Source organism: Moritella dasanensis ArB 0140, assembly GCF_000276805.1.
Taxonomy (GTDB): domain Bacteria; phylum Pseudomonadota; class Gammaproteobacteria; order Enterobacterales; family Moritellaceae; genus Moritella; species Moritella dasanensis.
In genome coordinates, this window is the sequence record NZ_AKXQ01000005.1 from 198823 (window position 1) to 211552 (window position 12730).

General features: G+C 41.9%; 12 protein-coding genes and 1 riboswitch. Of the genes, 6 read left to right on the top strand and 6 right to left on the bottom strand.

The annotated features are described in order from the left end of the window. Positions 1-10: 10 nt before the first annotated feature. Positions 11-577 (bottom strand): helix-turn-helix domain-containing protein, encoded by a 567-nt coding sequence (locus A923_RS0106115; protein ID WP_420192177.1) that lies wholly within the window; start codon positions 575-577, stop codon positions 11-13. A gap of 149 nt (positions 578-726) precedes the next feature. On the opposite strand from A923_RS0106115, the gene A923_RS0106125 reads away from it, so the two are divergent. After that, positions 727-1896 carry a benzoate/H(+) symporter BenE family transporter gene (locus tag A923_RS0106125; RefSeq protein WP_017220783.1) on the top strand — a complete coding sequence of 390 codons (1170 nt, stop codon included), beginning with the start codon at positions 727-729 and terminating at the stop codon, positions 1894-1896. A 66-nt stretch (positions 1897-1962) separates the two neighbouring features. Here the strand turns inward: A923_RS0106125 and aqpZ are convergent, their stop codons facing one another. Continuing rightward, entirely contained in the window at positions 1963-2673 is a 711-nt protein-coding gene (aqpZ, locus tag A923_RS0106130; protein WP_017220784.1) for an aquaporin Z, read from the bottom strand. A gap of 201 nt (positions 2674-2874) precedes the next feature. Further along, positions 2875-3519 (bottom strand): outer membrane beta-barrel protein, encoded by a 645-nt coding sequence (locus A923_RS0106135; protein WP_017220785.1) that lies wholly within the window; start codon positions 3517-3519, stop codon positions 2875-2877. Between the two features lie 144 nt (positions 3520-3663). Here A923_RS0106135 and A923_RS0106140 point away from each other — a divergent pair, with 144 nt between their 5' ends. Next, positions 3664-5577, top strand: coding sequence for a RecQ family ATP-dependent DNA helicase (locus A923_RS0106140; RefSeq protein WP_017220786.1), 1914 nt, complete (start codon positions 3664-3666; stop codon positions 5575-5577). A gap of 110 nt (positions 5578-5687) precedes the next feature. Here the strand turns inward: A923_RS0106140 and tpx are convergent, their stop codons facing one another. Both tpx and nagE read right to left on the bottom strand, forming a co-directional pair. After that, entirely contained in the window at positions 5688-6185 is a 498-nt protein-coding gene (tpx, locus tag A923_RS0106145; RefSeq protein WP_017220787.1) for a thiol peroxidase, read from the bottom strand. A 315-nt stretch (positions 6186-6500) separates the two neighbouring features. Beyond that, on the bottom strand, positions 6501-7964 hold the full coding sequence (gene nagE, locus A923_RS0106150; protein WP_017220788.1) for an N-acetylglucosamine-specific PTS transporter subunit IIBC: 1464 nt from the start codon (positions 7962-7964) through the stop codon (positions 6501-6503). 284 nt (positions 7965-8248) lie between these two features. Between nagE and nagB the strand changes: the two genes are divergently transcribed. From nagB to yciH, 4 genes are all read left to right on the top strand, one after another. Continuing rightward, on the top strand, positions 8249-9058 hold the full coding sequence (gene nagB / locus A923_RS0106155) for a glucosamine-6-phosphate deaminase (RefSeq protein ID WP_017220789.1): 810 nt from the start codon (positions 8249-8251) through the stop codon (positions 9056-9058). Positions 9059-9062: 4 nt separating this feature from the next. Continuing rightward, entirely contained in the window at positions 9063-10199 is a 1137-nt protein-coding gene (gene nagA / locus A923_RS0106160; protein ID WP_017220790.1) for an N-acetylglucosamine-6-phosphate deacetylase, read from the top strand. A gap of 2 nt (positions 10200-10201) precedes the next feature. After that, complete coding sequence (locus tag A923_RS0106165) at positions 10202-11428, top strand: ROK family protein (RefSeq protein ID WP_017220791.1); 1227 nt, start codon at positions 10202-10204, stop codon at positions 11426-11428. Between the two features lie 129 nt (positions 11429-11557). Further along, entirely contained in the window at positions 11558-11899 is a 342-nt protein-coding gene (yciH, locus tag A923_RS0106170) for a stress response translation initiation inhibitor YciH (RefSeq protein WP_237716181.1), read from the top strand. Positions 11900-11969: 70 nt separating this feature from the next. On the opposite strand, the gene A923_RS0106175 is transcribed toward yciH, so the two are convergent. After that, on the bottom strand, positions 11970-12230 hold the full coding sequence (locus A923_RS0106175; protein WP_157532770.1) for a hypothetical protein: 261 nt from the start codon (positions 12228-12230) through the stop codon (positions 11970-11972). Positions 12231-12408: 178 nt separating this feature from the next. After that, a riboswitch (FMN riboswitch) is annotated at positions 12409-12635 on the top strand. Positions 12636-12730 lie beyond the last annotated feature (95 nt).

Below are 12730 nucleotides of genomic sequence, written 5' to 3' on the forward strand. Positions count from 1 at the left end.
TCCCACCGTATTAGACGTGGGTATAACTAATAATATTATGGATGGTCACAGACTTATCCGTCACATTACGATAACCGTGTGTTTGGTCAGCATTAAATTTAATACCCTCTCCTTGCTTCAAGGTATGCCACTGCTCTGCAATACCGCCAACGGTCAGTGCTAAGAAGTATTCCATCGTGCCATCAACCGCTATAATGTGCTCAACCACACCAGCATTGTGCGGCGCCGAGATATGCTGACGCTGTGGGTCTAACGTTATCTGGAATATTTCAAGTTTTGTGTTTTCGTCATAAGGAAATAAGGTCACGATCTTAATATCATCCTCATTATTTTCTAAGGTACTTGGGGTTGTTACCGTTTGCGCTAAGTCGGTTAAAAAATAAGACAGTGGCAACTCAAAACCATTAGCGATATTCCATAATCGCACCACGGTTGGACTCGATTCACCTCGCTCAATTTGCCCCAGCATGGCTTTGGACACACCGGTATGTTGACTGGTTTTATCTAAACTCCAGCCTTTATTACTACGCGCGATTTTAAGACGAGAACCTAATGATGTATGAATATTAATAATAATGTCTCTTGTGAACTAAATAGCGATAATGATAATAGCGCTTGTGCGTTATAACATACAGTGTTATTTTGCAGATGCGCCACGTGCGCTATAACGCACGTGGCGATGGCCAAACCAGCACTAATGATAGGTAACATAAAGGACGAGTACTAATGAACAGTGTCATTTTAAACCGCGTAAACATGGGCTTTATTGCCGCATTGGTCGGCTTCACCAGTTCTATTGCCCTTATATACCAAGCAGCCACCAACCTCGGTGCTGACTTAGTTATGGTTTCAAGTTGGGTGTTTGCGCTAGGGCTCGGTATGGGGATCACCTCTATTGGCTTATCTATATATTACCGCACACCATTATTAATAGCTTGGTCTACTCCCGGTGCTGCATTACTTATTACCAGTACCCAAGGTTTTAGTATTAACGAAGCGGTTGCCGCTTTTATCTTCTCGGCTTGTCTCATTACCCTATCGGGTGTTTCAGGGTTATTTGAAAAATTAATGAACCGCGTGCCACTACAAATAGCCAGTGCTATGTTGGCAGGGATCTTACTGTCTTTTGGTATTGAAGTATTCAATGTCATGAACCAGTCTCCACGACTCGTTGGCCTGATGTTTGTCAGCTTTTTAATCAGCAAAGCACTGGCACCTCGTTTTGCCATGCTGACTATTTTAATTGTCGGGATCGCCTCGGCATGGTTACAAGGACTGTTTGTGGTACCTGAATTAACGTGGAGCTTAGGACAATTGGTCTATGTCGAACCAGAGTGGAGCATGACAGCACTCATCAACATCGGCTTACCGCTATTTTTAGTCACAATGGCAACCCAAAACATGCCCGGCATTGCTATTTTGAAAGCCCACGGTTACCACGCTCCGGTATCCAAATTAATGACTGTAACCGGCGTAACTAATATACTCATTGCACCTTTTGGTGGTTTTGGTATTAATTTAGCCGCGATCACGGCAGCAATATGTATGTCAGAAGATGCCGATAAAGATCCCAAAAAACGTTACTGGGCGGCTGTCAGTGCGGGGGCTTTTTATCTATTAATGGGATTGTGTGCCTTAAGCTTAATGACCTTATTTCAAGCCATGCCTACAGCCTTAGTCATGGCGCTAGCCGGTATTGCTCTGTTTTCGACTATTGGTGGCAGTTTGCAGCATGCCTTTATTGAATCGCCTTATAAAGAAGCCGCATTGATGACCTTTTTAGTCACCGCGTCTGACTTTACCTTATGGAATATAGGGTCGGCATTGTGGGGGGTTGTCGCGGGATTAATAACTATCTCAGTAACAGCATTGCTTGCAACAAAAAAGGAGCCGTAATTGCGATTGCTATTACAATTACTAGCCCTCTTTTGTTTATTAATTTAATTATACATTCGTGTGTGATTAAGCTTGTTGTTCTTGCTCATCAGATTCAAACCAACGGTAAACAATACCCGCTAATATTGCACCAACAATTGGGGCAACCCAGAATAACCACAGTTGCGATAACGCCCAATCACCTTGGAAAATAGCTACACCTGTACTACGTGCAGGGTTAACTGAAGTATTAGTCACAGGAATACTAATTAAATGGATCAAGGTTAAACTTAGACCAATGGCAATCGGTGCAAAACCTGCAGGAGCACGTTTGTCCGTTGCACCTAAAATAATAATCAGGAACATAAACGTCATGACGATTTCAGTCACTAATGCCGCAACTAAGGTGTAACCACCTGGAGAGTGTTCGCCATAGCCATTCGATGCGAAACCAGCACTGGCATCAAAGCCCGCTTGACCACTAGCAATAACATATAAGGTTGCAGCACCGGCAATACCACCCAGTACTTGCGCGAGAATATAAGGACCAAGTTCAGCTGCAGAAAAACGACCACCAGACCAAAGTCCGATTGAAACGGCAGGGTTTAAATGACAACCAGAGATATGGCCTATCGCGAATGCCATGGTTAATACCGTTAAACCAAAGGCCAGTGATACACCTAATAAACCGATACCGACATCAGGAAATGCCGCCGCTAATACCGCACTACCACAACCACCAAGGACTAACCAAAATGTACCAATAAACTCAGCACCGAGCTTCTTTGTTAATGTCATTATTTATTCCTTTATAAATTTACGTTACCACTTTTCGTCATTGAAGGTGGTTTAGCTCGTAACTAACACTGGTATTTAAAGGCTCAAAGTAGCTGGCTTATCTATTTTTAATACGTAATATTTTTAATACATAAATAAACACAACGGAACCACTAAGTCGTTAGCCACGATACATAATTTCAAACATCTACTGAGCATAGTTTAAAATAACAATTTTGCGCCTGCATTCAACTGCCCTTGCCACATTAAATCTGCGTCAACAAACCATTTACAGTTGCCACTATTACAAAACAGCGCTTGTGAACTACTAATAAAAGTTGCGTACCCACGAACATCAGCAAAAAGTGAAAATCGAGGGGTGATTTGATACTCTGCGCCACCGCCAATGCCCATCGAAAAGTTCGTTTCATTGGAGAAACTGTCACCGGGACGCATCTGAGTCAGTCCAGCACTAGTGGTGATATAGGGACGAAAATTACCTTTAGGAAAATATAACGCGCCGCCTACATGTAGATAGTCGACATCAAGACTGCTGATCACATCTTGGTTAAGATTACTCGTGACCTTCAATTGGCTCGGCTGATGGCTATAAAGTAAATAAATACTACCAGGATCTGGCGTGGTGACACCGGCCATCACTCCCCAATGGTTTGATTCGGCAAAATTAACACTACTTTGCTCGACGCCATTTTCATCAATCGCTGACAGTGCACTGCTGCCAAAGCTATAACCGCCAAACGGGGCAACAAATACCTCAGCCACAGCGACCTTGGTATTCACTAAAACACAGATCGCGACGACTGCAATCTTGACTATTTCAATCCTCAGTATTTGCTTATACCTCATAATACTCCCCGTAATATCGTGGTTAACTGTTAAAAATATAGCATTGCCTGCGTTTTATCCCCATCTACAGGATCACTTTTTCAACAAAAAACGATATACTGCCCTGCTAAATCGCCCTTTGCTTTCATAATACGAGATACAGATATGCTGCACCAAACGTTACAACACTACTTTGGCTATGATCAATTTAGAGAAGGCCAAGAAGCTGTCATTAACAATATTGTCAGTGGTCATTCTAGTGCAGCCATCTTTCCTACCGGTTCAGGTAAATCATTATGCTATCAAGTATCGGCATTACACTTACCTCACTTAACCTTAGTGATCTCGCCACTACTCGCATTGATTCAAGATCAGCTATTATTTTTAAAGAAGCATAACGTCGCAGCCGCTAAAATTGATTCAAGTATGTCAGTGGATGATGTTCGCGATACCATGTCTAAAGTACGTGAGGGCGAAGTAAAGATCTTAATGATCTCGGTTGAACGCTTGAAGAACGAGCGTTTTCGTAAATTTATCAAGCAAATACCAATCTCATTATTAGTGGTCGATGAAGCCCATTGTATTTCAGAGTGGGGCCATAACTTCCGTCCCGATTATTTGAAACTACCGCAATACCAAAAAGAATTGAATATTAAACAAGCCTTGTTATTAACCGCAACAGCAACGCCATCGGTTATTAAAGACATGGAAACCAAGTTTAATATCGCCCCGAACAATATAATTAAAACCGGTTTCTATCGTGCTAACCTAAGTCTGTTAATGCACCCAATAGCCCAAGACAAAAAGCTGCATGCATTGACTCGCTGGTTAGGTAAGAAATCAGGACAAGCATCGATTGTCTATGTCACTTTACAAAGAACGGCTGAAGAGCTAGCTAGTGCCTTGCAACAGTCAGGTATTGAAGCGGTGGCTTATCATGCGGGTATGCCCACTGATATACGCGAAGAAGTACAACAAAAATTTATGCGTAATGGCATAGATTGTATTGTTGCGACGATCGCTTTTGGCATGGGCATTGATAAAAGTAACATTCGCAACGTCGTGCATTTTGATTTACCTAAATCCATTGAAAACTACAGCCAAGAAATTGGTCGTGCGGGTCGTGATGGCACTGATTCACAATGTCTGGTATTAGCCAATTTAGATAACCAAAGTATCCTCGAGAATTTCGTTTATGGTGATACCCCAGAACTCAATGGTATTGAGGCAGTACTTCGCGAGATCCAAGCTGCAGGCACTGAGTGGGAACATACGTTATACGGACTGTCGATGGACAGTAATTTACGTCAAGCGCCGTTAAAAACCTTATTAGTGTATTTAGAAATGCAAGGGATCATCAAGCCGCTGTATTCCTATTTTGCTGAATACCGCTTTAAGTTCTTAAAAGATCCAGCGCAAATACTGAATCAGTTTACCGATGAAAAACGCGTATTTATTGAAGAGATATTTAACGCATCACCCGCGAAACGTACTTGGGCAACGGTTAACTTTGAACGTATGAGTGAAGGTTATCAAGAACAGCGTAGCCGCGTGATAACCGCGTTGGAGTTTTTGCATGAACGCAATAACATCGTACTCGAGAGCAAGTTGATGACAGATGTATATCAAATATTGAACTCGCGTTTTGATAGCCAACAATTAGCCGAAACACTGCATAAACAATTTGCCCATAAAGAGCAAAGTGAAATTAAGCGTGTGCATGCAGTTGGTCAGTACATTCAAAGTACACAATGTTTGAGTAAAGGCTTATCAACTTACTTTGGTGATGATAAAGCGCCGGTGCAATGTGGCACATGTTCTGTCTGTCAGGGACGTATTGCACAACTACCACAACCAGCGAGTATGCCGGCGTTATCCGCTGAACAAGTGACAGAGCTAAGCCAAGCGTTTATCAGCGCTTGTGATAAGCGCCCTACGCCAGTATTAACCACGCGTTTCTTATGTGGTATCAGCACACCTTTGTTCATGAAAATGAAAGCGAAGAAGATCAGTAACTTTGCAGCCTTGCAAGCTTACCCTTATCAGCAAATATTAACGCTACTAACCAACCAGCAATAATTTTACTTCCGCATAAAAAAATAGCGCTGCAGATGCTGCAGCGCTATTTTCAATTCATCATTACAAATTAAATTTGCAACGTTTAACCACTATTTATTCATAACGACTAATTATAGCGCCTGAAGTGCTAGATCATAGTTAGCTTCGTCAGTGATTTCAGCGACTAATTCACTATGTGTAACAACACCTTCAGCATTGATACATACAACAGCACGCGTTGTTAAACCACGTAATGCGCCATCAGGGATAGCAACGCCGTAAACTTCAGCAAACTCAGGGCTACGAAATGTTGATGCGTGTTGCACGTTAGCAATACCTTCAACTTCACAAAATCGACCTGTCGCAAACGGTAGATCTGCAGAAACACATACAACAACCGTATTTTCTAATGCGGCAGCAGCTTCGTTAAATTTACGCACACCAGCAGCACATACAGGCGTATCGATACTTGGGAAAATGTTAAGTACAACTTTCTTACCTTGTAAGCTAACAAGTGTTAAATCAGACAGGTCGCCCGCTGTTAATGAGAATGCAGGTGCGAGTGAACCAACCGCTGGAATAGAACCTGAGATGTTTACAGCATCACCTTGAAAAGTAACTTGAGTCATATTTTTATCCATTTTATTAAATGAGTACTATTAATTAAAACCAGCTAAATTGATCTAGATCAATATAGCGAAGTGAAATATATACCCTTGTGCGATTGCTGTATACGTCCAATATGTAAGAAATTGTCAGGTCATACCTATTCGTTATTTGTTTAGCTATCTGTTTAGTTATCTGTTTAGCTATTTGCTTAGTTCTTTATTTAGCCCTTTGTTATCCAATTTATATGCTTATAAAAAAAGGGCGATGCATTAACTGCATCGCCCTTTTTGTACCTAACGGTTAACTACACAGTAGCTAACCTCACGGTAAGGATATTAAACAAGTTTTTTAAGTGCGTTAGCAACGAATTCAACTTGTGGACCAATCACTACTTGAACAGCAGTTTTACTTGGCTTGATTACACCTGGTACGTGGCGCTTAAGTTCAGCGTCATTTACGAGTGCAGAATCTTTAACATCAAGACGTAGACGTGTTGCACAGTTATCAACGTGTACTAAGTTGTCTTTACCACCAACAAGTTCGAAAACTTTAGCAGCAACTTCAGCGTGAGAAGCTTTACCAGCTTTAGCTGGAGCAGCAGCTTCTTCGCCTGCGTCTTCACGACCTGGAGTTTTAAGGTCAAACTTAATGATGATAGTACGGAACGTTACATAGTAGATTACGAAGAATGCAGCACCTTGAACTAGTAGCATATACCACTGAGTTGCAAGTGGGTTACGTGATGATAATACTAAATCAACCAGACCCGCACTGAAACCGAAGCCTGCAATCCAATGCATAGACGCAGCGATGAATACCGATACACCCGTGAAGAATGCGTGTAGTACGAATAGCACTGGTGCAACGAACATGAATGAGAATTCTAGAGGCTCAGTAACACCCGTGAAGAATGTTGCAAAACCAGCAGCCATCATGATAGATGTTACTTTCGCTTTGTTTTCAGGTTTAGCTGTATGGATGAACGCTAACGCTGCACCTAATAGACCAAACATCATGATTGGGAAGAAACCAGCTTGGTACATACCAGTAACACCAACAGTTGCGTTGCCGTTTTCTAGTGATTGTGCGCCACCAAGGAAGTTAGGGATATCGTTAATACCAGCAACGTCAAACCAGAATACTGAGTTTAGTGCATGGTGAAGACCAACTGGGATAAGCATACGGTTAAAGAATGCATAGATACCAGCGCCTGTAGGGCCCATATCTTTAATGCTAGTACCGAACGTTACTAGACCATCAAAAATCATTGGCCAGATGTACATAAGTATAAATGATACGCCCATCATAACGAAAGAAGTTACGATAGGAACAAGGCGACGACCACTGAAGAAGGTAAGCGCTTTAGGCAGCTCAACTTCGCTGAAGCGGTTATAAAGTTCAGCAGAGATAACACCAACTAGGATACCAACGAATTGGTTGTTGATTTTACCGAAGGCTGCAGAAACTTGGTCAGCGCCAACACCTTGGATAGCAGCAACTGCACCCGGTGAAAGTAGCGTTGTCACAACCAGGAAGCCAACAAGACCAGCAAGCGCGGCTGAACCGTCTTTGTCTTTTGACATACCATAAGCAACACCTACAGCAAATAGAAGAGACATGTTATCAATGATTGCAGCACCAGATTTGATGAAGAATGCAGCAAGCATGCTTTCGCCGCCCCATGCAACCGGATCAATCCAATAACCAATACCCATTAATACAGCAGCAGCAGGTAAAACTGCCACTGGAACCATTAGTGCACGACCAATTTTTTGTAAATAGCTAAACATAACAGCCATCATCCTTATCTTAAGTTTAAAATCCAAATAAATGTTTTGTTCTTGTTATGAAACTGTAGCAGTTCCATTACAAGAACAGACTTCGTACTTACTCCATAACTTATTTCGTAATGTAAAGTAAGAAGGGGCTAATGACAAACCAAATTCATCATTAATTCGCTGCACTGTGATCTATTTCAACCATTTGAGCATAAAAAGACAAGTTTTGATGGCTGGATCCTAAAACTTAATTTACAATTAAAAAAAAGTATCAATTATCATCAAAAAATTATAGAGAGTATCGCATGAGATTAATTCCTTTGAATACCCCAGCTCAAGTCGGTCGCTGGAGCGCAGCTTACATCGTTAATAAAATTAACGCGTTTAATCCAACTGCAGATAAGCCGTTTGTTTTAGGCCTACCAACTGGCGGTACTCCACTTACTACGTATAAAGAGTTAATCAAATTACACCAAGCTGGTGACGTTAGCTTCAAGCACGTTGTTACGTTTAATATGGACGAATATGTTGGTATCGACAAACATCATCCAGAAAGTTACTACACATTTATGCACAGTAACTTTTTCGATCACATCGATATTCAAGCAGACAACATCAACCTACTAAACGGTCAAGCTGAAGATTTAGAAGCTGAATGTCAGCGTTATGAAGATAAAATCAAAAGCTACGGTCAAATAAATCTATTCATGGGTGGCGTCGGTGTTGATGGTCATATCGCATTTAACGAACCAGCATCATCACTGGCTTCACGTACACGCATTAAAACGCTAACAGAAGATACGCGTATCGTTAACTCACGCTTCTTCGACAACGATATTAGCCAAGTGCCAAAATTAGCACTGACTGTTGGTGTTGGTACGCTATTAGATTCAAAAGAAATTTTAGTGCTAATCACAGGCCACAACAAAGCATTAGCACTTGAAGCAGCTGTTGAAGGTAGCGTCAACCACCTTTGGACTATCTCTGCACTACAACTACACGCTAAATCAATCATTGCTTGTGACGAACCAGCAACGATGGAATTAAAAGTTAAAACTGTACGCTACTTTAAACAGCTAGAAGCGCAGAATATTCAAAGCTTTATTGCGGAGTAAGTTTATGTATGCACTCACTAATTGTACTATCTACACAAACGACAGTGTGTTAACTGAGCACTGTGTAATTGTCGATGGTGAATACATTCATGATCTGGTTTCTGTTGCTGACTGCCCTGCTGATATTGAAAAAATTGATCTTGCGGGCGCAAGCTTAACAGCTGGTTTCATTGACCTACAGCTTAACGGTTGTGGTGGTGTCTTATTTAATACTGATATTAGTGTTAAGACGCTTGAGATCATGCAAGAAACCAATGAACGTTTTGGTTGTACTAGCTACTTACCAACATTTATTACGGCTACCGATGGTGCAATGAAATCGGCTATCGAAACGATGGCGGCATATTTAGCCAAGCACAGTAACCAAGCGCTAGGTTTACATTTAGAAGGTCCTTACCTTTCTGTTGCGAAAAAAGGTATTCACAGTAGTGACCTTATTCGCCGTAGTGAGCAAGCTATGATCGACCATATTAGCAATAATAGCGCCGTGATCAGCAAAGTAACCTTGGCACCCGAAAATACAGACCCTGCGCACATTAAACAATTAGTCGCAGCAGACGTATTGGTATCCGTTGGCCACACAAATGCAACGTATACCGAGTGTATGCAAGGCTTTGATGCGGGTGCTCGTTTTGCCACTCACCTATTCAACGCGATGACATCTATTACAGGTCGTGATCCAGGTGTGGTTGGTGCGATTTACGATCATCAAGACGTTTACGCTGGTATTATCGTTGATGGCCACCATGTCGATTACGCCAATGTGCGTATGAGCCATAAGCTGATGGGCGAAAAATTAGTGTTAGTAACTGATGCGGTTGCGCCTGCAGGTGCTGATATCGAGTCTTTTGACTTCGTAGGCACAGAAGTGTTCTATCGTGATGGTAAATGTGTTGGCGCCGATGGTACACTAGGCGGCTCAGCATTAACTATGATCGAAGCAGTTGAAAATACAGTGAAACACGTCGGCTTACCGCTAGACGAAACACTGCGCATGGCAAATCTATACCCAGCAAAAGCAATCGGTGTGGATGATAAATTAGGTAGCATTGCAAAAGGCAAAGTGGCCAATTTAACAGCCTTTGATGCGGACTTCACTGTTATCAAAACGATCGTCAACGGACAAGTGAAAAGCTTCTAATTATGAAACATAGCCCAGTCGCCAATATTGAATTTATTAAACAAGTCAATACGGCTTCTGTTTATCGCCTTATCGATGAACAGAAGCAAATTTCACGTGTTGATTTAGCAAAACTTAGTGAGCTAGCGCCTGCCAGTATTACTAAGATGACACGTCAATTAATGGCGGCGGGGTTAATTAAAGAAGTTGCGCAACAAGCCTCTACCGGCGGGCGACCAGCCATATCTCTCACGTGCGAGATAGAACCATTTGTCTTTATTAGTTGTAAACTTGGTCGTAATAATTTAACGATCGCTTTGCATGATATTGCTGGCACTAAGCTAATCGACAATCGAGCGGCATTAAGCACAGCTCCCGATAATGATGTTATCCCGTTTTTATTAGCGCAAATAGCCGATTTTATTAGCGCTAACATAACCCCTGATACACAAACTCTGATCGCCATTGCGGTGACATCACCGGGCTTGATCGACCGTGAATCAGGTACCATAGTGTATCTACCAAAACACAATTTAAAAGATATTCCACTCGGTAAACTGCTCACGAAAGCGTTTAACGTGCCCGCTTATATTGCCAATCATACCCAGGCTTTATCATTAGCTGAGCTGTACTTTGGTGCTGCGCAAGACTGCCAAGACAGTGTATTACTTTCGGTGCATGATGGTGTTGGTTCTGGCATTATTAATAACGGGAAAATCTTTACTAACTACAATAACCAAGTTGGTGAAATCGGTCATATCCGTATTGACCCACTCGGTCTACCTTGTCACTGTGGCAGTCACGGTTGTTTAGAAACCATCGCCTCTAATGAAGCGATTCTAAAACAGGTCAAAGGATTAATTAAACAAGGTCACGAAACATCACTGACCCTTGAAGGCTTAACTATCGAAGCTATTTGTAATGCCGCCAATAGTGGCGACGAATTAGCCGTACAAGTATTACAACGAGTGAGTAAATTACTCGGTCAATCAATTGCCATTATCGTCAACTTGTTTAACCCACAAAAAGTGTTAATCAAAGGCGAAATAGTGGCTGCGAAAAATTTAATTTTCCCTATGATTGAACACAGTGTACAACAACACGCTTTAGGCAGTTTCGTACCGAACTTGATCATCAGTGAAGCCGAGTTTCAAAATGAACCATCAATGGCCGGAGTCGCGTTAGTGCGCAAAGCGTTATTAGAAGGTAGCCTGCTTAGCTATATCATTAATGAGCAGACGCTTAGTTAGCGGATGACTTACCCCAAGCGACGTCAGTGCGTTTGGGGATCCCTTCTCCAACTTGGTTATCATTTTTTCTTTTATTTGTTATAATCCCCTATATTCAGCCTTGCTGAACAATCCCTTTATTGACTATTAATGAGTACTGATATGCATTTTGATGACAATATCCGCATGGTTTTCTCGACTGAAACTGGCCGTATTAAAGAAGAAAAACAAATTGAAACGGCACCGGATGGTGATGGTATTGTGCGTATTCGCCGTGAAACCAAAGGCCGTAAAGGTAAAGGCGCGACGACGATTAGTGGTATCGACTTACCCGAGAAAGACTTGAAAGCACTGGCTAAAGAATTAAAAAAGAAAAGTGGTGTCGGCGGCAGTGTTAAAGACTTCGTCATCGAGATCCAAGGCGACCAACGTGATATTGCAAAAGAGTTTTTAGAGAAAAAAGGTTATACCGTGAAACTCGCGGGCGGTTAATCGCGCGCTAATTATCAATGTTCTACAGGCATCGCTGATAGAACATTGAGAAGCCAGTATTTGCTGTAAGTTAGTCATCAAGGTGGGTAGCAGAATTACCATAGCGGGAATTAAACGCACTGTAACTATCTGCAGAACTCTCCGTACCCTCTCGCATCTCTATATAGGTATTCGAATTCCCCAGCGGATGAGGATATATATAGGGGATATCATCATTTTCTATTGGCTCCTCAAAATAACTATCATCCCCCTGAGTATCACTACTACAAGCACTCAACACACCTGATATAACGATGAGCATCATCCACATTTTTGTCACAGCTTTCATCATTCACACCTCATATTTTTACTGATACTTTCTGCGGTACATCAATTATAAATTAACTATAGCTCCTAGAGTGACGAGCGTCACGTTAACGCCAATCAGGGCCACCTTTAAACACTTGTCATTTGTATCAAATCAAGGCAACATAACCCTGTCGGCAGTGATCTCATGATCCGCTGTACGATATAATTCTCAGGGCGGGGTGTAATTCCCCACCGGCGGTAATAATAAGGCACATGATTTATTCGTAGCCTATTTCAGCCCGCGAGCGCCTAAGTTGACGATTATTAATAAAGTCATCACTTAGGGTCAGCAGATCTGGTGAACGCTATGCCATATAGCCTAGTCCAGAGCCGACGGTAATGAACATATTCATCGAATATGTCTAAGTCCGGATGAGAGAGAATATAAGATGCGTTAACGTCTGCCTTGGTAGATGGTTGATCACGCACCTCTAATTCTGCACGCCCTGATTCTGGAACCCCATATTTTTATAGTTGTATATT